The organism is Bradyrhizobium betae, from assembly GCF_008932115.1.
GTDB lineage: Bacteria > Pseudomonadota > Alphaproteobacteria > Rhizobiales > Xanthobacteraceae > Bradyrhizobium > Bradyrhizobium betae.
On record NZ_CP044543.1, the window covers coordinates 2,657,260 to 2,678,628 of the forward strand.

A 21,369-nucleotide genomic window follows, 5' to 3' on the forward strand; every position below is an offset into this window, starting at 1 on the left:
GGACAGTTTTCCTGAGTTGCGACGGGCTGGACCTTTCATGGTCAGGCAGGCCAAAGCGCAGAGGATACTCTCTCACGACCAGATCTGGGTCGCGCTGGATCGGCTGGCGGAGCGCGCCGGCCTGTCGCCGTCCGGTCTTGCCAGGCGCGCCGGGCTCGACCCCACCACCTTCAACAGGTCCAAGCGCGTCACCGCCGACGGCCGCGAGCGCTGGCCATCCACCGAATCAATCGCCAAGGCGCTGGCGGCGACCGGCGACTCGCTCGATACCTTTGCCAGGCTGGTCGGCGACGATTCAGGCGACCGCCGTGCGGTGCCGCGGCTCGACCTCGCGCAGGCCAGCGCGAGCGGCGCCTTCGACGAGCAAGGCCGTCCCTCCGGCAAGGGCTGGACCGAGACTGCGCTTCCCACCGACGAGGACAGCCACACCTTTGCGCTGGAGATCTCCGGCGACGCGCTCGCGCCGGTGTATCGCGGCGGCGACATCATCCTGGTCTCGCCCCGCGCGCCGGTCCGCAAAGGGGATCGCGTGGTGGTGAGGACCAAAGCGGGCGAGGTCACGATCGCGACGCTGAAGCGACGCACGGCCAAGGCGCTGGAATTGCAGCCGCTCGAAGCGGCGCAGTCCGAGCGCACGATCGCGGCGAGCGACGTCGGCTGGATCGCGCGCATCGTGTGGGCAAGCCAGTGATTGCAGCGTAGCCGGAGCATGACACCACCGGCCGCGCGGCATCTCGCCCCGGCGACCTTGCGACTCACCACCCCCCTCGCCTAGGTTGCGCGCGCATTGCCGATCAAATTCATCTCAGGGGGAATATGATGAATCGCCGTCACGCATTGAAAGCCCTCGCGGGTCTCGCTCTTTGTCCAGTTTGCAAGCCGGCCTTTGCCGCCGAAGGCGCGCATTGGAGCTATGAGGGCGCCGGCGCCCCGGCCAAATGGGGCGATCTCGATGCAGCCAACAAGGCCTGCGCGGTCGGCCTGCAGCAATCGCCGATCGACATCGAAGCGGCGGTCAAATCGCAATTGCCCGCGCTGAAGCTGAGCTGGGGCAAGAGCGCCGACACCATCGTCAACAACGGGCATACCATCCAGCTCAACTTCGCCGAAGGCAGCACGCTCACGCTCGGCGACGTCAAGTACAAGCTGCTGCAGGTGCACTTCCATCGGCCGAGCGAGCACCAGATTGGCGGCAAGAATTTTCCGATGGAGGCGCATTTCGTCCATCGCAACGATGCCGGCGGTCTCGCCGTGGTCGGCGTGCTGATGGCCGAGGGCAGGCCGAACGCCGCCTTCGGCAAGATCGTCAAGACCATGCCGGCGGCCGAAGGGCCCCCGGTGAAGGCCGAGACGAGCATCGATCTCCACGGCATGCTGCCGACGAGGCTCAGCTACTTCCGCTACCCCGGCTCGCTGACCACGCCGCCCTGCTCCGAAGTGGTCGAATGGCTGCTGCTGACCAACCCGGTCCAGGTGTCGGCGGCCGACGTCGCGGCGTTCGCAAAACTCTATCCGATGAACGCGCGCCCGGTGCAGAAGGACAACCGGCGTTACGTGCTGCGCTCGATCTGAGCGGGGGCGCCCACTCCGCGACTTCGCCGTATTACTCGATGTCATTCCCCGCCACCGGGTCTCGCCTTTGGCGAGCCCGATGACAGGCTCCGCCGGGGACTCCAGTACTCCGCAGCGTCTCGGCCTGATCAGCTATCTCGGCGTACTGGATCGCCCGGTCAAGCCGGGCGATGACGCCGAGGTTATCCCTCACGCGCTCCGCGCCAGCGCGCCGTCGATCATGTTCACCGCGTTCTGGACGCCGTACACCGCCACGAAGGAGCCGAAGCGCGGCCCCTTCTCCTGGCCGAGCAGCACCTGGTAGAGCATGTTGAACCAGTCGAGCGTCACGCCGGGGCGGCCATCCTTGCCCTTCTTGACCTGGTCGAGGAACGGCTCACGGCGGCCGATCTCGTAGACCACGTTCTGGATATCCTCTGGCGTTGCGTCTTGCGGCAGCTGCGACAGCGCATCGCGCAGATCCTGCAACGCGGCGCGCTCGACCTCGGTCGGTTCGCGGAACTGCTTCGTCGGCGCGACGAAGTCGCGGTAATAGTTGATGGCGTAACCGACCATCGCATCGAGCTTGGGATGTGTCTGCGGGCTCACGCCGGGGCGGTAGCGACCGATGAAGCCCCACAGCGTCTCGGCATTCTCCGCATTCGACGACGACACCAGCGTGAGCAGGAGCTGGAAGGTGACGGGCATATCGCCCTTCGGCGGATGGCCGCTGTGGACGTGCCAGACCGGATTGCCGAGCTGCTGCTTGCCGTCCTGCTTGGCGAAGCCGTCGATGAACTGCTGGTAGTCGTCGACGTTGCGCGGGATGACGTCGAAATACAGCCGCTTGGCCGCCTTCGGCTCGCGATACATGAACAGCGACAGCGATTCCGGCGAGGCGTAGCGCAGCCATTCGTCGATGGTGAGGCCGTTACCCTTCGACTTCGAGATCTTCTGGCCCTTCTCGTCGAGGAAGAGCTCGTAGTTGAAGCCTTCGGGCGGCGTGCCGCCGAGCGCCTTTGCGATCGCACCCGACAGCTTCACCGAGTCGATCAGATCCTTGCCGGCCATTTCGTAGTCGACGCCAAGCGCGACCCAGCGCATGGCCCAGTCGGCCTTCCACTGGCATTTGACGTTGCCGCCTGTGACGGGCGTTTCAACTTCCTGGTTGGTGTCAGGATCGACATAGGTCACGGTGCCGGCCGCGACGTCGCGGCGGATCATCGGCACCTGCAGCACGACACCCGTGGTCTTGCTGATCGGCAGGAACGGCGAATAGGTCGCGCGGCGATCCGGGCCGAGCGTCGGCAGGATGATCGCCATCACCTTGTCGTAGGCAGCCAGCATCTTCAGCAGCGTCGCGTCGAAGCGGCCGGACGTATAATAGTCGGTCGAGCTCGCGAACTCGTAGTCGAAGCCGAAATGATCGAGGAAGGCGCGCAGGCGCGCGTTGTTGTGCGCGCCGAACGACGGGTACTCGTTGGAGAACGGATCCGGCACGCGCGTCAGCGGCTTGCCGAGATGCGCGGCCAGCATCTCCTTGTTGGGAACGTTGTCGGGCACTTTCCGAAACCCGTCCATGTCGTCGGAGAAGGCGAGCAGGCGCGTCTTGATCTTGTCTTCGGTCAGCACGCGGAAGGCGTGGCGCACCATCGAGGTGCGCGCGACCTCGCCGAACGTGCCGATATGCGGCAGGCCTGATGGCCCGTAGCCGGTCTCGAACAGCACCTCGTCCTTCGGGCTTTTCTTCAGCCGCGCGACAATGGCCTTCGCCTGCTCGAACGGCCAGGCGTTGGATTGTTCGGCGAGCACGCGCAGGTCGCTCGGATTCGCGGCAAGATCGATAACGGACATCAGGGCCTCCGGGCCGCGGAAAATAGCGATTTCCGGGCAGAATGCAAAAATGGTTCTGATCGTCATTCCGGGGCGACGTGCGAGCATCGAACCCGGAATCTCGAGATTCTCAGGTGCGCAAGTGCGCACCATAGTTCGCGCTTCGCGCGCCCCCGGAATGACGATCGATGGTCAGAACGGGCTCACCGAAAAATACCGCAGCCACAGATCGGTGTAGCGGCCTTTTTCCCAGACGCGGAACAGGGCCCAGTTCAGGGCCTGGCGCAGCACGTCGTTGCCCTTGCGGACGGCGATGCCGATGCCTTCGCCGAAGAAACGGCTCTCGACGAACGGGCCGCCGGAGAAGGCGCAGCAATCGCCGGAATCGGTGCCGTTGATCCAGAACGCCAGCGAGATGGCATCGCCGAAGATGAAGTCGACCTCGCCCTTGCGCAAGGCGCTCCGGAGCGCGTCGTCGTTCGGATAGCCGTGCAGCTCGGCGTCGGTGAACATCGCCTTCAGATAGGCCTCATGTGCGGAGCCGGCGATCGCCCCGACCTTCTTGCCTTCGAGATATTCGGGCCGGATCTCCGGCATCACGGCGTCCTTGCGCGAGGCGAAGCGCGCCGGCACGCGGTAATAGGGATCGGTGAAATCGACGCGGGCGCGCAGCTGCGGGCTCACCGCCATCGAGGCGATGATGGCATCGCCCCGGTTGGAGCTGAGCGCATCGACCAGCGTCTCGAACCGGCGCATCTGCACCGTGCAGGTGACCTTGATCTCCTCGCACAACGCGCGGGCCAGATCGACGTTGAACCCTGCCGGATTGCCGTCGGCGCCGGTGTAGTTGAACGGCGGATAGTCGGTCTCGGTCAGGAAGCGGATCACGGTCAGGCGCGACAGGTCCGGCCGCTCCGGCCGCCGCCGCGGGTCCCAGAAGCCGGGCACCGCCTGCGGCGCGGCTTGGGGGGCGATCTGAGTTGTGGCTTGAGACGTCCCTTGGGGGGCAGCCGGAGGCTGCTTGGCCGGGGCCTGGGCCTGGGCCTGGGCGGCCGGCAGGCCCGAAAGCAGGCAAGCGCCGGCGGCCAGGCCGAGCAGGACGCGGCGCACGGTCTTGGACGATTTTGCCTGTCGCGACGGGGCCATCGGCGGGAAATGAACTGATATCGTTGGGATCGGAGGGCGTTATAGACCATCCGCCCGGGAACGCGAGGGCCGATTGCGGTTAAGAGCGGAGCCTAGAGGTACCGCTTCAGCTCGGTGGCGGCCTCTTCCGGGGTCCGCTTCAGGTTGAACGGCGAGACGAACCGGCCGTCGCGGTCCATCAGATAGATCAGCGCGGTATGGTCCATGGTGTAGTCGCCGTCCTTGGTCGGGACCTTCTTGGCATAGACCCGATAGGACTTGACGACGTTGGCGATCGCGTCGGGATCGCCGCTGAGGCCTTCGAGATGCGGGTCGAAGCTCGACAGATAGTCCTTCATGGTCGCGGGCGTGTCGCGCTCGGGGTCGACCGAGATGAAGACGGCATTGACCTTGTCGGCGTCCTTGCCCATCGCGCGCAGCACCTCCGAGATCTCGAACAGCGAGGTCGGGCAGACGTCGGGGCAATGGGTGTAGCCGAAGAAGATCAGGGTCGGCTTGCCCTTCAGGTTCTTGTCGGTGACGGCCTTGCCGTGCTGGTCGGTGAGCTGGAACGGTCCCCCGATCGCGGCCGGCTGCGCCACTTTGCTGACCCCGCCCATGGCCCAGAACACGAGCAGCAGCCCGACGATGAGGCTTGCGGCGAAGGCTGTCGCGATCACCAGCGGACGGGCGGCTGAACTCATGAGCGGAAAACTTCCTGTCGCGGGTCAGAAGCAGGCGGCAAAGCCGGTCCTGATCATTTCGAAGAACACCTGGCTGCCATAGTGGAACCACAGCGCCAGCGCGCCGAGCACGACCAGCCCACCGACGCCAGCACCAGCCGACAGCAGCACGAGCGGCAGCCGGCCGGCAGTAGGCGAATTGTCCTGTACCGGATGGGTGGGGTGCAGTGGTTGAGCCATGACAATTATCGGGGCGAAGGCCGTGGTTCCTGCCCTTCAAATAGGCTTCAGCCCGCCCGCAGGCAAGCGCCACGGGCGGACCAGGGATCACGTCGTGCTGACAGTCTCAGCGAAGCAACTGGCCCCGGGCGGACTCCAGCTCTTCCACTTTCGGGGAAGGCCGGGGCGAGGCGGGCTTGTTGGCCGAGGCCTGCGCGTCCAGGTAGCAGGGCTTGTACATGGCCTGAAGCTGCTTGCCCTTCAGGAACAGCATGTGCGGGGTGAGGCCGCCGCGCTGGTTGATCCAGCGTTTCACCTGCGACGGATACATCGCATAGAGCATCTGGGTCGCTTCGGTGTTGGTGACGGCGCGGCCGTTGGTGCCGAAGTCCCAGGCGGCGTGGAAGCCCAGCGTCGCGTGCGAGGTCACACAGATGCGGTCGTGCGGGATAGCGCCGAGGACGATGGTGCAGGCCGATGCGCAGAGGCCGTCGATGATGACGGTGTCACCGGACTGGCGCAGGTCCTGGTACTTGTCGACATAGGTTCCGATCCGGCCGCCGCGGTCATCCGCGATCCGAACCACCGCGTGAGAAGCTCCCATGCCCACGATCAGGAGAACCGCCGCGAGCAACCCCGTCAGAACCTTCATTGTCCCCCGCCCCAGTCGAATTCGAATCTGCGTGTCAGGTGGTGATGCACAGCTAGCGTCGGTCGTAACCGCGGTTTTGTCTAGGCACGCCGGCTCGCTCAAAACAAATTCAAATCCAGTGTTGCGTCCGCGCTGCACTCCGTCCGTTCCGGTCCCAAACTGGAACAAGTTAACGGTGTGTTACGCGCCGCACTCTTGATCTCAATTGCAACCGCTGGCTTCAATCCCGGGCAACTACAGGGGGAACCATGAAGGGGGAAACGCATGGCTGAAGAGACTGACGTCATCGTCGTCGGTGCAGGCCTGTCGGGACTGGTGGCCGCGACCGAAATCGCGGATGCGGGCAAGCGCGTGGTCGTGGTCGACCAGGAAGGCGAGCAATCGCTGGGCGGCCAGGCCTTCTGGTCGTTCGGCGGCTTGTTCCTGGTCAATTCGCCGGAGCAGCGCCGGCTCGGCATCAAGGACTCATACGACCTCGCGATGCAGGACTGGCTCGGCACCGCCGGCTTCGACCGCGACGAGGATTTCTGGCCGCGCCAATGGGCCGAGGCCTATGTGGCGTTCGCCGCCGGCGAGAAGCGCGACTGGCTGCGCGCGATGGGCCATCGCATCTTCCCAGTGGTCGGCTGGGCCGAGCGCGGCGGCTATGACGCAATGGGCCACGGCAATTCGGTGCCGCGCTTCCACGTCACCTGGGGAACCGGGCCCGGCATCGTCGAGCCGTTCGAGCGCCGTGCGCGCGAGGCCGTGAAGAGCGGGCGCCTCACCTTCAAGTTCCGCCATCGCGTCGATGCGCTCTCCATCACCAATGGCACGGTGGATGGCGTCAGCGGCGCCATCCTGGCGCCTGACACGATCGAGCGCGGCAAGAGCTCGTCGCGCAATGTCGTCGGCGAATTTGCACTGAAGGCGCAGGCGGTGATCGTGGCGTCCGGCGGCATCGGCGGCAATCACGAGCTGGTGCGGGCGAACTGGCCGAAGCGGCTCGGCGAGCCGCCGAAGTTCATGATCTCCGGCGTGCCCGAGCATGTCGACGGCCGCATGATCGGCATCACCGAAAAATCAGGCGCGCGGCTGATCAACCGCGATCGCATGTGGCATTATGTCGAGGGAATCCAGAACTGGAATCCGATCTGGCCGCGCCATGGCATTCGCATCCTGCCAGGTCCCTCCTCGATGTGGTTCGACGCCACAGGCACGCGATTGCCGGCGCCGCTGTTCCCGGGCTCCGACACGCTCGGCCAGCTCCAGTACATCATGTCCACCGGCTACGAATATTCCTGGTTCATCCTGACCCAGAGCATCATCAAGAAGGAATTTGCGCTGTCGGGCTCGGAGCAGAATCCGGACCTGACCGGCAAGAGCTGGCGCATGACCTTGCGCCGCGCCACCAACAAGGGCGCGCCGGCGCCGGTGGAGGCCTTCAAGAGCCATGGCGTCGACTTCATCGTGCGCGACAGGCTGGAGGATCTCGTTGCGGAGATGAACAAGGTCGCCGGCAGCGACCTCCTCAAGTTCGATCACATCAGGATGCAGATCGAGGCGCGCGACCGCGAGATCGCCAACCCCTACGTCAAGGATGCGCAGGTGATGAACATCCACAATGCGCGGCGCTATATCGGCGACAAGCTGATCCGCACCGCCGCGCCGCACCGCATCCTCGATCCCGCGCAGGGACCGCTGATCGCGGTCAAGCTCAACATCCTCACCCGCAAGACGCTGGGCGGATTCGAGACCGATCTCGACTCGCGCGTGTTCGGCAGCGAGGGCAGCGTCATTCCCGGCCTCTATGCGGTCGGCGAAGCCGCGGGCTTTGGCGGCGGCGGCGTGCACGGCTATCGCTCGCTGGAAGGCACCTTCCTCGGCGGCTGCCTGTTCTCGGGCCGCAATGCGGGCCGCGCAGCGGCAAAGGCAGTGGGATGAGCCGTGCGGCAATGTGGCCCCTCCAGCCGATTGCCGTAGGCGACGCATGCGTGCCCGGGCACGCATGCGTACCCGGGGTGGCAGAGCGCGGGGCACTGGGCTAGACAGGGCCGCCATTCCAGCAGGAGATCCCAAATGAGCATTCAGCGTTTCGAAACCGGCCCGCGCATGAGCCAGGCCGTCGTGCACGGCAACACCGTCTACCTCGCCGGCGTCGTCGCCAACAAGGCGGCCGGCGAAAGCGTGACGAAGCAGACCCAGGACATCCTGGCGACCATCGACAGCCATCTCGCCAAGGCCGGCACCGACAAGTCGAAGCTGCTCTCGGCCACCATCTACATCACCGACATGAAGACCTTCGGCGAGATGAACGCGGTGTGGGACGCCTGGGTCTCGCCCGGCAACACCCCGGCCCGTGCCACCGTCGAAGCCAAGCTGGCCGCGGCACAGTACACCGTCGAGATCATGGTCACGGCGGCGAAGTAATTTTTGCGCAAGTTTGCATGCGAATGGAGCGCGATGAGACCATCATCGCACTCCATTTTTTTTGGAAGCGCTTGAAACTCCGTCGTCGTCCCGGCGAACGCCGGGACCTATACCGCGTGATCTCTCGAGTCGTGGAAGGTGGTAGTACCGAACGCCTAATCTTCGCCAAACTACTCCCTGGGGTTATGGGTCCCGGCGTTCGCCGGGAAAACACCTGTGATTAGGCGCGTGCTGGCTCATGCCATCGCCAGCCGATACGCAGCCTGCGCATTCACACCAAACGCCTTCTCGCGCACCTGCGCACCCAGATTCGCGAGGCACCTCTCCAGCGCATCCTTGATCTCGCCATAGCTCCCTGCCAGCAAGCATACCGGCCAGTCCGAGCCGAAGATCAGGCGATCCTCGCCGAAACATGTCGCGGCATGCGCGACGAACGGAAACAGCCGGTTCGCATCCCAGTCATTCCATTTCGCTTCCGTCGCGAGCCCCGAGATCTTGCACCAGACGTTGCCGCAAGCAGCTAACGCCGCGATGCGGTTGGACCATTCGACGCTCCCACCTTCGGCGATCGGCGGTTTGGCGGCGTGGTCGAGCACGAAACGCGCCTGCGGAAAGGCTTGCGCCGTTGCGATCGCGGCGGGCAGCTCGCGAGTACGCACGAGGAAATCGTAGGCGAGATCGCGAGCGAATACCACGGTGAGGCCGCGCCGCACATCCGGACGCAACAGCCAGTCGGGATCGGGCTCATCGTGGACCTGATGGCGGATGCCGACGAGCTTGTCGCCGCCGGGCGAGGCCCGCAACCGGTCGAGCGTGTCACCGAGCGCGCCATCGGTCAGATCGACCCAGCCGACCACGCCGATGACGGAGGGCGTCGCGTGCGCGATGCGCAGGAATTCCTCGGTCTCCTCCAGCGCGGAGCGGCACTGCACCACGATGCTGGCATCGATGCCGTTCGCTTTGAGCAGCGGCGCGAGATCGGCGGGACCGAAGCTGCGGCGGATCGGCGCCAGCTCGGGTGCATCCATCCAGGGATAGTCCGCGCGCGCCGGGTCCCAGAAATGCTGGTGGCCGTCGATGATCATGGCTTATGCCCCGCCCGGCAGCGGCGCGCGGGCGTCGACGAGGTTTCGCGCGCGCAGCTCCTGCCAGAAGGCTTGCGGCACCGTCGTCTGCGACATCGCGATGTTGTCGGCGACTTCGGTGGCGTTGCGGGCGCCCATCACGGCGACCGTCACCGCCGGATGGGCCATGCCAAACTGAAGCGCGGCGGCCTTCAGCTCGGTGCCGTGCTTGCGGCAGAGCTCATCCAGCTCGAGCGCCCGCGCGATCAGCGCCGGATCGGCGTCCTGATAGTCGAACTTCGTGCTCGTGCGCGGATTGGCCAGGATGCCGCTGTTGTAGATGCCGCCGAGCAGGATGCCGATGTGCTTTGCCGTGCAGACCGGAAACAGCGCATCCAGCGCGCCCTGGTCGAGCAGCGTGTAGCGGCCGGCGAGCAGGAAGCAGTCGACAGGTACGGCCTCGGCAAACCGGACTGGCATCTCCGACTGGTTCATGCCGGCGCCGATCGCCTTGACCGTGCCTTCATCGCGCAGGCGCTGCAGCGCGCGGAAGGCGCCGGCAATTGCGGCGTCATAATGATCGTCGGGATCGTGCACGAGCAGGACGTCGACACGGTCGAGCCCGAGACGGACAAGGCTCTCCTCGACCGAACGCATCACGCCGTCATGGGAGAAGTCGAACACCGGCCGCTCGCGCTGCCCGCTCTTGTAATAATCGTCCTCGGCAGCGGCGCCATCGGGCGCGCGCAGCAGGCGGCCGACCTTGGTCGAGATGGCATAGGAATCGCGCGGCTGCTGCCGCAGGAAAGCCCCCAGCCGCCGTTCGGCCAGGCCAAAGCCGTAGAGCGGAGCGGTGTCGTAGAAGCGGATGCCCGCCGTCCACGCCCGTTCGATGGTCGCTTCCGCGTCGGCATCGCTAACAGGGGTGAACAACCCGCCGAGCGGGGCGGAGCCGAGGCCGATCGAGGTGACGTCGAGGGTGCCGAGCTGCGCGCGTTTCATATCCATGTCCATCCGACAGTCCCAATCATCTCTCCCGCTCCCGGAAACCGCAAGCGAGAGGAGGGCTCCCTTAAACGAATGACGCGCAACACCGAAGAAGTTCCTAAGATTGCATTTCTGTGATCCGCGCTGAGGCGGATTGCTCGCAGCGAGACGGAAGAGATTGCGATGAAGTGGGTGCTTGATATCTCCGAGGACTACCGGTCACAACTCCGCGAAGGTCCCTTTTTCAGACGCGTCGCCACCGCGACCCGGCCCGATGATCTGGAATGGGTTCACCAGCTCGTTCACCAGTCGCGCGAATTCACGCAAGCGCTGTGTCTGCGTTCCTCGCTGTGCCAGGACAGGCGCTATCAGCCCATCTTCGCGGAGCACGCGATGGAGGAAGCAGACCATCCCGATCAACTCATCGCCTGGATGAGGGCGCACGGATTTGTGCGGAACACCGAACCCGGCGACGTGCCACCCACGATGGAAACGATGAATGCGATCTCATATTGCTGGCGCAGCGCGATGCGAGATCCACATGACGTGCAGGTCGTCGCCCTGAATGTGCTCAGCGAGGGGGTCGCGCTCGACTTCTATTCGAACGTGATCCCCGTGCTGGACAGGCTCAGGATCTTGAGCGGGCGCTACTGGAAGGTCCACACCGACGTCGATGCCCGCCATCTGTCCATGGGGCTCGATATCTGCGGCAGCGTCACCAGGGATTCCGACCGGGGCAAGCTGTATCAGCGCGTGCTGTGGCAATCCGCCACGCTGTATCATCAGATGCTCAGCTCCTGGGTCGGCGAACGGGTCGAACCGCTGCCGCAGCGCCTTTGATCGACCTGATCGGCCGCGGCGGGCGGCGCGCTGCTCACCGGGTCAGATCCAGCGTCAGGAACAGGCTGTTGGGATCCTCGACATAGTCTTGGAACGGCCCGCAGAGGACGAAGCCGTGAGCCCGGTAGAGCGCATGCGCGGGCTTGAAATAATCCCACGAACCGGTCTCGAGGCTGAGCCGAACCATGCCCCGCGCGCGGGCCTCGGCGATGATGTGACCGAGCATCTGGCCGCCAAAGCCGCGCCGGCGCGTGGCCTGCAGCGTGTGCATCGACTTCACCTCGCCATGATCGGCGATGAGCGTCTTCAGCGCACCGGTGGCGACCAATGTCTCTCCGTCCCATCCGGTCCAGAACGCGACGTCGGGCGCGCGCAGGCCGGCCAGATCGAGCGCATGCGCACTGCCCGGCGCCGTCTGCGCCCGCGCCGCCGTGACGTGATGATCGAGCAGCGCAATGACGCGCGGATCGAAGGTATCGCCGGTGCGGATCTGCATCGTCACGGCCTCACCCCATTTGCGAGCCGTTTCTGCATGAAGACGAGATCGAGCCAGCGGCCGAACTTGCAGCCGACCTCCGGCATGCGGCCGACTTCGGCAAAGCCGAGCGAAGCGTGCAGCCCGATCGAGGCGGCGTTGGCAGCCTCGATCCCGGCGATCATGGCGTGCTTGTTCAGCCCATTGGCGCGCTCGATCAGCGCGGCCAGCAGGCTGCGGCCGACGCCGAGCCGGTGATGCTGCTCGCCGACATAGACGGAATTCTCCACGGTGTGGCGATAGCCGGGAAACGGGCGGAAATCGCCGAAGGACGCGAAGCCGACCACCTGCCTGCCCTTCATCGCGACCAGCACGGGATAGCCGGCTTCCTGTCGCGCGGACATCCACGCGCGGCGCGAGGCGAGATCGGCCGGGCCGTCGGTCCAGACCGCCGTAGTGTTGATCGCGGCGAAATTGTAGATGGCGAGGATATCCTCGGCATCCTCCAGCGTGGCGTCCCGCACGATCAGCGACATCACATTTTCCCGTATGAGGCGCCGCGCCGCGTGATGACCACGTAGCGTGCGTCCTGTCTGGTTTCGTTCTCGAAGATCACCGCGCGCATCACGTCGAAGTCGAGACAGTCGCCCTCGCGCAGGCGGACCGTCTTGGCGTCGATATGCACGGCGATCGCGCCCTCCAGCATCAGCAATTGCTGGGTGAAGGCGTTGCGGCCCCACGGGCTGTACGGTACCCGCGCCCCGGCCGGCAGATCGACGACGATGATCTCGATCCCGCTCGCCGCATCCGTCGGCGAGGCGTGACGCCGGCGATAACCGCTGTCGGGATCGCGCCAGTGCGGCTGGTCGGCGAGCCGCACCAGCCGCTCCGGCGGCTTCTCGGCGAGAGCGACGACATCGCTCAGCGACACATCGAGCGCCGCGCAGAGTTTTCCCAGCAGCGCAGCGGTCGCGCTGCTCTGCGCCCGCTCCACCCGCCCGATCATGGCCCGGCTGACACCGGAGCGCGCCGCGAGTTCGTTCAGCGTCATGCCGGCCTGCGTCCTCAGCGTCTTCAAGCGGCGACCGATGGCACGGTCGAGTTTCTGCTGGTCCATCGTCCTCATCCAAGCATTACCCCGCGCGAGGGACCGCAGCCGCCAGGGCCAAACGAGCTTAGCGCGGGCAGCGGCGAACGCCGGGAGCGAGAGGCCAATATATTAGAAATTTGGCGTGGCAGCGCTCGGCGCAATTGCACCTGTCAGATCGACCGGAATGGAAGCCACAATCGGGAAAGCCTTGGAGCGGGCGAAGGGAATCGAACCCTCGTATGCAGCTTGGGAAGCTGCCGTTCTACCATTGAACTACGCCCGCGGATGCGCGGCTCACGCCCGTCCTGATTAGCCGAGACGGCGCCGCGCGCCAAGCGGTTTGGCGCGCTCGGCCGGACGGTTGTTAACGTCCCGGTAAGATTTTGGGTGCGCCGGATTGTGGCGGTGTTATGATCGCGTGTCTGGGGAGAAACCTGCACTGAGTGGGGCGTGTGCATGGTGGGGCGGGCTTACGCGATCTTCGACACGGCCATCGGGCGCTGCGGCATCATCTGGAGCAGCAGCGGAATTGTCGCCGTGCAATTGCCGGAGGCGCGGGAAATCGATACCCGCCGGCGGATCTTCGCGGTTCATCCCGAGGCGCGCGAGCAGCCCCCTTCCGTGAATGCCGAGCTTGCCATCGAGGGCATCGCAGGCTTGCTGCAAGGCGGCGATCCCGATTTTTCCGAGGTCAGCCTGGATGCCGGCCGCGTGCCCGGCTTCCACCGCCGCGTCTACGAGGCGGCCTGCGCCATTCCGCGCGGGGAGACGCGCACCTATCACGAGATCGCCAAAGCGCTGGGCGCCTCGGGCGCCGCGTATTCGGTCGCGCAGGCAATCGCCAAGAATCCTTACATGCTGATCGTGCCCTGCCACCGGGTGCTGGAGGCCGGCAATTACACCGACCGGCTCTCGCCCTATGGCGGGGTGATCTCCAAGCGGCGGCTGCTGGCGCTCGAAGGCGCCCATCCGATCGCCAGCAAGACGCTGTTCGAGGTGCTGCTGCCCGTTGCCCCGCCGCGGCCGTCCACCTAGATAGGTGGCATGGATGCAACCACGCTGCTGACGACACCGTCGATGACGGTTTCCGAGTTTCGCTGCGATGCGGGACCAGACGACAAGCCGTTTGCCGAATGCCGCACCGGACATTCCATTGCCTATGTCCGCTCGGGCAGCTTCGGCTGCCAGTGCCGCGCCGGCTTCTTCGAGCTGGTGGCGGGCTCGATGCTGGTCGGCGCGCCCGGTGAGGAATACACCTGCACGCATGACCACGTCTGTGGCGACGTCTGCCTGTCATTCCTCCTCAGCGAGGACCTCGTCGATAGCCTCGGCGGGCGCCGCGAGGCCTGGCAGGTCGGCGCGACGCCGCCGCTGTCCGAACTGATGGTGCTGGGCGAGCTCGCCCAGTCGGCAGCAGGTGGCAATAGCGACCTCGGGCTCGACGAAATCGGCCAGATCCTGGCCGGTCGCTTTGTCGACATCGTTTCGGACAAGGCGCGCAAGCAGGCCACGCCGACGGCGTGCGATCGCCGCCGCGCAGTCGAAGTGGCATTGTGGATCGACGAGAACTCCCATGCCGAGGTCGATCTCGAACAGGCGGCGCGGCATGCGGGCCTCAGTCCGTTCCATTTCCTGCGGCTGTTCTCCAGCGTGCTCGGGGTCACGCCGCATCAATATCTGGTCCGCTCGCGGCTGCGGCACGCGGCGCGGCTGCTGACAGACGACGACATCGCGGTCACCGACATCGCCTATGACGTCGGCTTTGGCGACCTCTCCAACTTCGTCCGCACCTTCCATCGCGCCGCCGGCGTGTCGCCGACGAAATTCCGGCAGGCGTCTCGCGGGCAGAGCAAGATTCTCCAAGAGCCGCTCGCCCTCAACTGACTAGGTTCGTCTCCGGCGCGCGCCACTCGCGGCGCGCTTTGCAATGGAGACGACCATGTACGACCATATCGGATTGCGCGTTGCCGACCTCGACGCCGCCACGCGCTTCTACACCGCGGTGCTGGCGCCGCTCGGCCATGTCCTGTGCTCCAGCGGTGACGGCTATGCCGGCTTTGGCCCGAAGGGCGTGCCCGCACTCTGGCTGCATCTCAACAAGGGGCGCAAGGCCGACGGCGCGCATATCGCGTTTCGCGCCGCCGATCATGACGCGGTCAAGGCATTTCACAGCGAGGGCCTGAAGAGCGGCGGCCGCGACAATGGCGGCGCCGGCCCGCGCAAGGATTACAGCCCGACCTACTACGCGGCGTTCCTGATCGACCCTGACGGCAACAATGTCGAGGCGGTTTGCGTGTGAGCGCTTGCTGCGCACGGGCATTCGTAGGGTGGGCAAAGCGTAGCGTGCCCACCATCGCGTGCGACGGCGCCGATGAATGGTGGGCACGGCGCGCGAAGAGCGCGCCTTTGCCCACCCTACGAATTCTATCCAAATGGACACACTCATGGCCTCCATCCACAACGATGTTTCCCTTAACGTCCCTGCCGACAAGGTCTGGGATGCCGTCCGCGATTTCGGCGCGCTGCCTCAGCGGCTGGCGCCGGGCTTCGTCACGGCCTGCACGCTCGACGGCGATGCGCGCATCGTCAGCTTCGCCAATGGCTCGGTCGCACGCGAGGTGCTGGTGGATTGCGACGAGGCGCGGCGTCGGCTGGTCTATGCGATCGACAACGAGCGGCTGACGCATTACAGCGCCTCGGTGCAAGTGATCGCCGAGGGCGACAAGGCGTGCCGCCTGGTCTGGATCATCGACATGCTGCCGAGCGAGCTTGCGGCTTACGTCCAGGGACAGACCAGGGAAGCGGTGGCCGCGATCCACCGGGCGTTTCCGCCTGCGTGATCTTTCTCACAGAGCTTCTCCCTGCTCGACCGTAACCATGGCCGCGTGCGTCCGGTTGGCTTCGCTCTCCCGGCGGAGCCACGCACGCGAGGAGCAGGCCATGAGAGGTGCGGACAAGGTGATCTGCCAGGCAGCCGCGGTGCTGCTGCTGTTTTCGATCTCGAGCGCGCCGGCAAGGGCGCAGTTCCTCGGCGGCGGAGGCGCCGGCGGCGAGGACATGATGACCCAGATGGCGCCGATGCTGGAAATGATGAAGGCGAAGATGGGCAAGCGCCGCTTCGCCATGCTGATGCAGACCATGGGCCCGATGATGAGCCGCATGATGGAGAATGGCGGCGGCGGGATCGGCGGCATGATGGGCGGCGGCTTCGGCGGCGGCAATTTTGGCGGCGGCTTCGGTGCGCCGAACTACGGCGGCTACACGCCGATGGGCGGAGGCGGCTATATGCCGACCGGGCTCGGCGGCATCGGTGGCGGCGATATCATGGGCATGATGGGCGGCGCCGGCGGCGGCGACATGATGGCGATGATTCCGCAACTGATGCGGCTCGCCAATGTCGGCGGCGGGGGCCATCGCCGCCACAAGCACCGTTAGGGCCGGCACCTTCGGACATGAGGCAACCACCCTTCGCGGGGCACGAAGGATGGTTGCGCCGGGCCGGCGGTCGGGGAGCCGCCGGTATCAAATCCGATCGTTGATCAGGACGCCGGACATCGACGGATCGCTTGGCTTGGTCTCGTCGCTCGATTGCTTCGCGCTGTAGGTCGAATCCGCGATCGAGTTCTTCAGCGACTGAAGGAATTGTTCAAGCAGGTCCGTCGTCGAGCTGCCGCTCGACGAACTGTCCGTGGCGGTGATCGAAGACGTTCCGCTTGCATCCGTCGTGTCGCTCGATCTCGTCGCGCTGGACGAAGTCGAATCCGTCAGCAGGTTCTTCAGCGAGTCGAGGAGTTGCTGAAGCAGGTCCACCACCGAATTGCCGCTCGACGAACTGTCCGTGGCGCCCGCGGGGGGAGGCCCGCCGGGCGGCGGTCCGCCTGCTCCACCGGGGCCACCTGCCCCGCCCGGTCGCTGGGAGAACGCCGCCTTGAAGATGCCCTGCAACTCGGTGGCCTGCTCGTCGGTCAGCTTGCCCGCCGAAACTTCCTTCTTGATGAGATCATCGATCTTCGAGGTGAATGCATCGGGCGATGATCCGCTGCCGCTGGACTGATCGCTCGCGCTGCTTGATTGCAAGGCAGTGTCGATGTCGCTGAGCGCGGATGACAGCGCCGACTGATCAGATGCATTGATCGCGCCGGAACTGACTTCCGCCTGCAATTCATCCTGGAGTCGTTTCAACGGCGATGCGTGGTGGGAGGAGAGCGCCGAAATCGAGGTCATGATGGCCTTCCGTGCTTCTGGTGAACTCGCGGCGAAATTGTTCCCAGGAGCTGGCGCGAAGCCTTCGGCAAGGTGCGGGACCGGTTGCTGGATATTGCCAGGCAACGGTCGGAAATATTCAGAAACAAAAATCCGGCGAGCGAGCCTAGTCCACCGCGGCCGACAGAGCCGGTCTGATCGCGCCCTTGCGCTCGCGCGGCCCCCAGCGGGTCAATACGACGCTGGAGCAGGAGAGCAGGCCGAGCACGACCATCGAGCTCGCCGCCAGCCAGAAGAAGCTCTGCGCGGTGGCATCGTGCGTCGACAACCACCAGCCGAGCGTCGCGATGTAGGTCAGCCGCGCGGTCTGCGCCAGCACCGGCCCGATCACCTTGGCCGCGCCTTGCGAGGAGAAGTACATCGTCGAGGCGAGCCCGATGAAGGCGTAGAATGGCGCCACCGTCGACAGATATTGGTGGCTGGTGGCGCGCACCGTCGCGCTGTCGGTGAAGATGTTGACCCAGAGATCCGGGAAGGTCGCGACCAGACAGGCCGGCGCGCCGACGGCGACGAAGGCGCTCGCACCCGCGATCCAGGCGATCCGCCGGGCGCGCGCAATGCGCCCGGCGCCGACCGCCATGCCGATCATCGGCACCGAGGCGATGCCGAACGAGAACGCGATCGAGGTCAGCAGGAATTCCAGCCGCGCCCCGATGCCGTAGCCGGCGAGGATCGCGGTGCCGAACTTCGCCAGCATGTGGGTGAAGATCGAGATCGTCAGCACCGATTGCAGCGGCGAGAAGCAGGCGATGGCGCCGACCTTGAGGATGTCGAAAAACATCACCCATTGAATGCGAAGACCGCGCAGTTTTGGAACGACGCGGGCGCGGCCGGAAAACAGGTACCAGCCCATCACGCCGATGTTCATGGAGTAGGCGATCAGCGCGCCGGCCGCGACGCCGCGCATGCCGAGCTGCGGCATCGGCCCGAGTCCGAGGCCCAGCGTGCCGCCGAGCACGATCTGCCAGACCGCGGAATTGAGGATCAGCAGCGACGGCAGCTTCATATTGCCGGTGCCGCGCAAAACGCCGGCCATGGTGTTGAGCAGCCAGGGCAGCACGGCGCCGCCGAAGAACACCTGCGTATAGGCGATCGCATGGGTCAGCACATCGCCGCGGCCGCCGAGCATCTCGAGCACCTGCGGCCCGAAGATCAGCATGCCCAGCATGAAGACGAGGCCGAAGCAAATGCCGATCAGCAGCGCATGCGCGGCGAGCGTGCCGGCGCGCTCGCGATCTCCCGCGCCAAGCGCGCGTGCGATGGCGGAGGCCACCGCGCCGCCCATGGCGCCGCCGGACATCGTCATGGTCAGGATCACTGTCGGAAACACCAGCGCCATCGCGGCCAGCGCTTCCACGCCAAGACGCCCGATATAGGAGGTCTCCGCGATCACCACGCAGGTGCCGGCCGACAGCGCCACCACGTTGGGCCAGGCCAGGGAGAGCAGCGTGCGCAGGATCGGGCCATCCGTCAGCGCGCTCCTGGCGGGGCGCGGAGGCGGCGGCAGCGGACGTTCTTGCTCATCGACCGGGATTTCGGCGATGTCGGACATGTCCTCTCCCGGGCACGAGCGCCTTTTGCGGCGCGGCAATCACTTGGTGTACCAATGACTTTTCTCGCGCGTAAGGCGCGGCGGGGCTTGTTAGCACGGTGGGCGCCGATTCCTCCTGCGCCTGATGCAGGCGTGCCCTGCGGCAGCGCATTTCAACGGGTGGAATTACCCGATCGTCCAGACCAGCGGCGGCCGGCCGCCCGCTGTCGGGCGCAGGTGCACGCCAATATGCCGGCCGCACCCCGCGGCCAGCCCCTCGAACAGTCCTTCCAGCACCCTGGCGCCGGCGCGGTGATGATCCGCGACATCGTCCATCAGCTTCCAGCTCTGCTGGCGGATTTCGAAGGTGCCCTCGGATTGCGAGGTCTCGGCAACGTCATCCTGCGCGGCGAACAGCGCTTCGAGGAACGACGCAAACTCCGCGGCGCCGCCTCGCTTCATGGCGAGCGCCGCGGCGACCTCGTCGAAATATTGCATGCCAATCAGCTTGCCGGTGAGATGCAGGAGATAGCCGGCGTCTTCCGGGCCGAACAATTGCACCATCACGGGCGCTGCGGTCCGGACATATTCCATGGCGTAGTTGCGATAGGCTTTTTCGAGCCGCGGTTTTGGCCAGCTCGCAACGGGAAGCGCCGGCGCGGTCTTCGCATCGAACAGCGGCGCTTCGAGGTGACGCGCAAACACCAGGCGCTGGTCGAGTTCGAGCGGGTGGTCGTACTGGTGATAGTAGCCTTCGAGCCCGTCCTGGCCGTCGACGCTCTGCTTGGTGCAGACGAAGCCCAGCCTGAGATCGCCGAGCGCGACGCCGTTGTTGGCGTGCCAGCCGCGCAGCATCGCGCGGCTGACTTCGCCCGGCACGCCGCAGATCGCGGTGCCCTTCCAGATCCAGCGCGGCGGCGGATAGCGGATCCACGCCTTGGTGTCGCTCTCATACATGTATTCGACGTGCACGCCGCCGATCCAGTTGGAGAGATAGTGATACTGCGCGGCCGCCACCGCCGGCGGCAGATGACTGAGGCCGAGCTTCTTCAACCCCGGCAGGAAGCGCTCCTGCTGCTGGCGGCGGAACACGCGGAAGACGAATTCCGCAGCGTCGGCCGTGCCGCGCCGCGTGACGACGGTGAGGATGAGGCCGGTGAAGTAAGCATGATAGAGATCGGCCACCGCGCGCCAGCGCTTCCATTGGGCTTCCTGCGCAGTGTCAGCTGCGGCGGTCATGTTCGCTCCCGGCTTGTTGTTTTGCCGGAGTGTGTCATCGCGGATGGAGTGACGCAACCGACTACACATTGGCTGTCATCGCCCGCGCAGGCGGGCGATCCAGTATTCCAGAGACGATTGTGATTGAATCGAGAGGCCGCGGCGTACTGGATTCCCCGCCTACGCGGGGAATGACAGCGGAAATTAGGGCTGGCACTACACCCGGAAGTGCTTGCTCAGCTTTAACCCCTGCGCCTGGTAGTTGGAGCCGATGCGCTGGCCGTACATCGCGTCGGGACGGGCCAGCATCTTCTCGTAGACGAGGCGGCCGACGATCTGGCCGTGCTCGAGGATGAAGGGCACTTCGCGCGAGCGCACTTCGAGCACCGCGCGGGAGCCTTGCCCGCCGGCGCCGGCATAGCCGAAGCCGGGATCGAAAAAGCCGGCATAGTGCACGCGGAATTCGCCGACCAGCGGATCGAACGGTACCATCTCCGCGGCGTAGTCGGGCGGCACCTGCACCGCTTCCTTGGAGGCGAGGATGTAGAACTCGCCGGGATCGAGGATGAGGCTGCCGTCGGGGCGGGCCGAGATCGGCTCCCAAAACTCTCCCACCGCATAGCCCGAGCGGCGGTCGACGTCGACAACGCCGGTGTGGCGCTTGGCGCGGTAGCCGACGAAGCCGCTTCCCTTCTCACCGGACAGATCGACGGAGACGGCAACACCGCCCGACAGATCGGCATCGTCGATGTCGACGAGACGCTCGGTGGCATGCAAGCTTTCGAGCGCGTCGGCATTGAGGATGGCATCGCCGGTGCGGAAACGAACCTGCGACAGGCGCGAGCCCTCGCGCACCAGCACCGGAAACGTCTTCGGGCTGATCTCGGCATAGAGCGGGCCGTGATAGCCGGCGCCGATCATGTCGAAGCGGCGGGTGCCGTCGGCGATCACGCGGGTGAAGACGTCGAGCCGGCCGGTCGAGCTCTTCGGATTCGCGGCCGCGACGATCTCCGGCGGCAGCGCGAGGCTCTCGAGCAGCGGCACGATGTAAACGCAGTTGGTCTCCAGCACCGCACCGTCGGCGAGGCTGAACTCGTGCAGCTTCAACTCGTCGATGCGCTCGGCGACGGTGGCGCCAGGACCAGGCAGGAAGCTGGCGCGAACACGATAGGCGATGTCGCCGAGGCGAAGGTCGAGGCTCGCCGGCTGGATCTGGCTTTCGACGAAGTCGTAAGCGGGCAGAATGAGCCCCGCTTCCGCCATCGCCGCGATCATGCGGTCGGGCAGGATACCATTGGCGTCGGCGGCGACCGTGAACGTCAAACGGGGGTCCTCGTCAGGGGCAAATGTATCCGGACATGCGGAAAATACAGCTTTTTACGGCTATCCGATGGACGCCTTGACGAAAAGGGCATTGCGGAATATGAGC

At 65.6% G+C, this 21,369-nt stretch carries 24 protein-coding genes and 1 tRNA gene; 10 read left to right on the top strand and 15 right to left on the bottom strand.

All coding sequences use genetic code 11. The features are described 5' to 3' along the window. The first annotated feature begins 37 nt into the window (after positions 1-37). Both F8237_RS12760 and F8237_RS12765 read left to right on the top strand, forming a co-directional pair. The gene (locus F8237_RS12760) at positions 38-691 is read left to right on the top strand and encodes a S24 family peptidase (RefSeq protein WP_151645137.1); all 654 of its coding nucleotides are present in this window, start codon (positions 38-40) and stop codon (positions 689-691) included. A 128-nt stretch (positions 692-819) separates the two neighbouring features. Further along, complete coding sequence (locus F8237_RS12765) at positions 820-1,572, top strand: carbonic anhydrase (protein WP_151645139.1); 753 nt, start codon at positions 820-822, stop codon at positions 1,570-1,572. A gap of 189 nt (positions 1,573-1,761) precedes the next feature. On the opposite strand, the gene F8237_RS12770 is transcribed toward F8237_RS12765, so the two are convergent. The 5 genes from F8237_RS12770 to F8237_RS12790 form a co-directional block, all read right to left on the bottom strand. Further along, positions 1,762-3,405, bottom strand: coding sequence for a lysine--tRNA ligase (locus tag F8237_RS12770; protein ID WP_151645141.1), 1,644 nt, complete (start codon positions 3,403-3,405; stop codon positions 1,762-1,764). 171 nt (positions 3,406-3,576) lie between these two features. Further along, positions 3,577-4,530: a transporter substrate-binding domain-containing protein gene (locus tag F8237_RS12775; protein WP_151645143.1), complete on the bottom strand. Its 954-nt coding sequence runs from the start codon at positions 4,528-4,530 to the stop codon at positions 3,577-3,579. A 92-nt stretch (positions 4,531-4,622) separates the two neighbouring features. After that, positions 4,623-5,213: an SCO family protein gene (locus tag F8237_RS12780; protein WP_151645145.1), complete on the bottom strand. Its 591-nt coding sequence runs from the start codon at positions 5,211-5,213 to the stop codon at positions 4,623-4,625. Between the two features lie 24 nt (positions 5,214-5,237). Beyond that, positions 5,238-5,432: a hypothetical protein gene (locus F8237_RS12785; protein ID WP_015689122.1), complete on the bottom strand. Its 195-nt coding sequence runs from the start codon at positions 5,430-5,432 to the stop codon at positions 5,238-5,240. Positions 5,433-5,538: 106 nt separating this feature from the next. Next, positions 5,539-6,063, bottom strand: a complete 525-nt coding sequence (locus tag F8237_RS12790; RefSeq protein WP_162006018.1) for a Clp protease/crotonase-like domain-containing protein — start codon at positions 6,061-6,063, stop codon at positions 5,539-5,541. 264 nt (positions 6,064-6,327) lie between these two features. Here F8237_RS12790 and F8237_RS12795 point away from each other — a divergent pair, with 264 nt between their 5' ends. Then, positions 6,328-7,986 carry an FAD-binding dehydrogenase gene (locus tag F8237_RS12795; protein WP_151645149.1) on the top strand — a complete coding sequence of 553 codons (1,659 nt, stop codon included), beginning with the start codon at positions 6,328-6,330 and terminating at the stop codon, positions 7,984-7,986. Between the two features lie 135 nt (positions 7,987-8,121). Continuing rightward, on the top strand, positions 8,122-8,472 hold the full coding sequence (locus F8237_RS12800; protein ID WP_015689125.1) for a RidA family protein: 351 nt from the start codon (positions 8,122-8,124) through the stop codon (positions 8,470-8,472). A gap of 236 nt (positions 8,473-8,708) precedes the next feature. Here the strand turns inward: F8237_RS12800 and F8237_RS12805 are convergent, their stop codons facing one another. Both F8237_RS12805 and F8237_RS12810 read right to left on the bottom strand, forming a co-directional pair. Further along, positions 8,709-9,557: an amidohydrolase family protein gene (locus F8237_RS12805; protein WP_151645151.1), complete on the bottom strand. Its 849-nt coding sequence runs from the start codon at positions 9,555-9,557 to the stop codon at positions 8,709-8,711. A 3-nt stretch (positions 9,558-9,560) separates the two neighbouring features. Next, on the bottom strand, positions 9,561-10,538 hold the full coding sequence (locus F8237_RS12810; RefSeq protein WP_151645153.1) for an aldo/keto reductase: 978 nt from the start codon (positions 10,536-10,538) through the stop codon (positions 9,561-9,563). Between the two features lie 168 nt (positions 10,539-10,706). On the opposite strand from F8237_RS12810, the gene F8237_RS12815 reads away from it, so the two are divergent. Continuing rightward, positions 10,707-11,363, top strand: coding sequence for an iron-containing redox enzyme family protein (locus tag F8237_RS12815; RefSeq protein WP_151645155.1), 657 nt, complete (start codon positions 10,707-10,709; stop codon positions 11,361-11,363). Positions 11,364-11,397: 34 nt separating this feature from the next. On the opposite strand, the gene F8237_RS12820 is transcribed toward F8237_RS12815, so the two are convergent. The 4 genes from F8237_RS12820 to F8237_RS12835 all read right to left on the bottom strand — a co-directional run bounded on the left by F8237_RS12820 (position 11,398) and on the right by F8237_RS12835 (position 13,211). Next, positions 11,398-11,859: a GNAT family N-acetyltransferase gene (locus tag F8237_RS12820; protein WP_162006369.1), complete on the bottom strand. Its 462-nt coding sequence runs from the start codon at positions 11,857-11,859 to the stop codon at positions 11,398-11,400. Positions 11,860-11,861: 2 nt separating this feature from the next. Continuing rightward, positions 11,862-12,374, bottom strand: a complete 513-nt coding sequence (locus F8237_RS12825; protein WP_162006019.1) for a GNAT family N-acetyltransferase — start codon at positions 12,372-12,374, stop codon at positions 11,862-11,864. Then, positions 12,374-12,955 (bottom strand): helix-turn-helix domain-containing protein, encoded by a 582-nt coding sequence (locus F8237_RS12830; RefSeq protein ID WP_162006020.1) that lies wholly within the window; start codon positions 12,953-12,955, stop codon positions 12,374-12,376. Before F8237_RS12830 ends, F8237_RS12825 begins: the two co-directional genes overlap by 1 nt. A gap of 182 nt (positions 12,956-13,137) precedes the next feature. Then, positions 13,138-13,211, bottom strand: a tRNA-Gly gene (locus F8237_RS12835). 173 nt (positions 13,212-13,384) lie between these two features. Between F8237_RS12835 and F8237_RS12840 the strand changes: the two genes are divergently transcribed. The 5 genes from F8237_RS12840 to F8237_RS12860 all read left to right on the top strand — a co-directional run bounded on the left by F8237_RS12840 (position 13,385) and on the right by F8237_RS12860 (position 16,363). Continuing rightward, positions 13,385-13,963 (top strand): methylated-DNA--[protein]-cysteine S-methyltransferase, encoded by a 579-nt coding sequence (locus F8237_RS12840; protein WP_151645163.1) that lies wholly within the window; start codon positions 13,385-13,387, stop codon positions 13,961-13,963. Between the two features lie 9 nt (positions 13,964-13,972). Beyond that, positions 13,973-14,812, top strand: coding sequence for an AraC family transcriptional regulator (locus F8237_RS12845; protein ID WP_151645165.1), 840 nt, complete (start codon positions 13,973-13,975; stop codon positions 14,810-14,812). Between the two features lie 55 nt (positions 14,813-14,867). After that, on the top strand, positions 14,868-15,227 hold the full coding sequence (locus tag F8237_RS12850) for a VOC family protein (RefSeq protein ID WP_162006021.1): 360 nt from the start codon (positions 14,868-14,870) through the stop codon (positions 15,225-15,227). Positions 15,228-15,372: 145 nt separating this feature from the next. Then, on the top strand, positions 15,373-15,768 hold the full coding sequence (locus F8237_RS12855; RefSeq protein ID WP_151645169.1) for an SRPBCC family protein: 396 nt from the start codon (positions 15,373-15,375) through the stop codon (positions 15,766-15,768). A gap of 100 nt (positions 15,769-15,868) precedes the next feature. Continuing rightward, positions 15,869-16,363, top strand: coding sequence for a hypothetical protein (locus F8237_RS12860; protein ID WP_162006022.1), 495 nt, complete (start codon positions 15,869-15,871; stop codon positions 16,361-16,363). Positions 16,364-16,450: 87 nt separating this feature from the next. Here the strand turns inward: F8237_RS12860 and F8237_RS12865 are convergent, their stop codons facing one another. The 4 genes from F8237_RS12865 to F8237_RS12880 form a co-directional block, all read right to left on the bottom strand. After that, on the bottom strand, positions 16,451-17,257 hold the full coding sequence (locus F8237_RS12865) for a hypothetical protein (protein ID WP_244626117.1): 807 nt from the start codon (positions 17,255-17,257) through the stop codon (positions 16,451-16,453). Between the two features lie 40 nt (positions 17,258-17,297). After that, positions 17,298-18,743 (bottom strand): MATE family efflux transporter, encoded by a 1,446-nt coding sequence (locus tag F8237_RS12870; RefSeq protein WP_151645173.1) that lies wholly within the window; start codon positions 18,741-18,743, stop codon positions 17,298-17,300. A gap of 165 nt (positions 18,744-18,908) precedes the next feature. Beyond that, positions 18,909-19,961 carry a hypothetical protein gene (locus F8237_RS12875; RefSeq protein WP_151645175.1) on the bottom strand — a complete coding sequence of 351 codons (1,053 nt, stop codon included), beginning with the start codon at positions 19,959-19,961 and terminating at the stop codon, positions 18,909-18,911. Positions 19,962-20,156: 195 nt separating this feature from the next. Continuing rightward, positions 20,157-21,263, bottom strand: coding sequence for a 2'-deoxycytidine 5'-triphosphate deaminase (locus F8237_RS12880; RefSeq protein ID WP_151645177.1), 1,107 nt, complete (start codon positions 21,261-21,263; stop codon positions 20,157-20,159). Positions 21,264-21,369: the final 106 nt, after the last annotated feature.

Coding starts and splice junctions, on each gene's coding strand:
- F8237_RS12760 (WP_151645137.1), top strand. CDS start 38: ATGGTCAGGCAGGCCAAAGCGCAGAGGATACTCTCTCACGACCAGATC.
- F8237_RS12765 (WP_151645139.1), top strand. CDS start 820: ATGAATCGCCGTCACGCATTGAAAGCCCTCGCGGGTCTCGCTCTTTGT.
- F8237_RS12770 (WP_151645141.1), bottom strand. CDS start 3,405: ATGTCCGTTATCGATCTTGCCGCGAATCCGAGCGACCTGCGCGTGCTC.
- F8237_RS12775 (WP_151645143.1), bottom strand. CDS start 4,530: ATGGCCCCGTCGCGACAGGCAAAATCGTCCAAGACCGTGCGCCGCGTC.
- F8237_RS12780 (WP_151645145.1), bottom strand. CDS start 5,213: ATGAGTTCAGCCGCCCGTCCGCTGGTGATCGCGACAGCCTTCGCCGCA.
- F8237_RS12785 (WP_015689122.1), bottom strand. CDS start 5,432: ATGGCTCAACCACTGCACCCCACCCATCCGGTACAGGACAATTCGCCT.
- F8237_RS12790 (WP_162006018.1), bottom strand. CDS start 6,063: ATGAAGGTTCTGACGGGGTTGCTCGCGGCGGTTCTCCTGATCGTGGGC.
- F8237_RS12795 (WP_151645149.1), top strand. CDS start 6,328: ATGGCTGAAGAGACTGACGTCATCGTCGTCGGTGCAGGCCTGTCGGGA.
- F8237_RS12800 (WP_015689125.1), top strand. CDS start 8,122: ATGAGCATTCAGCGTTTCGAAACCGGCCCGCGCATGAGCCAGGCCGTC.
- F8237_RS12805 (WP_151645151.1), bottom strand. CDS start 9,557: ATGATCATCGACGGCCACCAGCATTTCTGGGACCCGGCGCGCGCGGAC.
- F8237_RS12810 (WP_151645153.1), bottom strand. CDS start 10,538: ATGAAACGCGCGCAGCTCGGCACCCTCGACGTCACCTCGATCGGCCTC.
- F8237_RS12815 (WP_151645155.1), top strand. CDS start 10,707: ATGAAGTGGGTGCTTGATATCTCCGAGGACTACCGGTCACAACTCCGC.
- F8237_RS12820 (WP_162006369.1), bottom strand. CDS start 11,859: ATGCAGATCCGCACCGGCGATACCTTCGATCCGCGCGTCATTGCGCTG.
- F8237_RS12825 (WP_162006019.1), bottom strand. CDS start 12,374: ATGTCGCTGATCGTGCGGGACGCCACGCTGGAGGATGCCGAGGATATC.
- F8237_RS12830 (WP_162006020.1), bottom strand. CDS start 12,955: ATGGACCAGCAGAAACTCGACCGTGCCATCGGTCGCCGCTTGAAGACG.
- F8237_RS12840 (WP_151645163.1), top strand. CDS start 13,385: ATGGTGGGGCGGGCTTACGCGATCTTCGACACGGCCATCGGGCGCTGC.
- F8237_RS12845 (WP_151645165.1), top strand. CDS start 13,973: ATGGATGCAACCACGCTGCTGACGACACCGTCGATGACGGTTTCCGAG.
- F8237_RS12850 (WP_162006021.1), top strand. CDS start 14,868: ATGTACGACCATATCGGATTGCGCGTTGCCGACCTCGACGCCGCCACG.
- F8237_RS12855 (WP_151645169.1), top strand. CDS start 15,373: ATGGCCTCCATCCACAACGATGTTTCCCTTAACGTCCCTGCCGACAAG.
- F8237_RS12860 (WP_162006022.1), top strand. CDS start 15,869: ATGAGAGGTGCGGACAAGGTGATCTGCCAGGCAGCCGCGGTGCTGCTG.
- F8237_RS12870 (WP_151645173.1), bottom strand. CDS start 18,743: ATGTCCGACATCGCCGAAATCCCGGTCGATGAGCAAGAACGTCCGCTG.
- F8237_RS12875 (WP_151645175.1), bottom strand. CDS start 19,961: ATGACCGCCGCAGCTGACACTGCGCAGGAAGCCCAATGGAAGCGCTGG.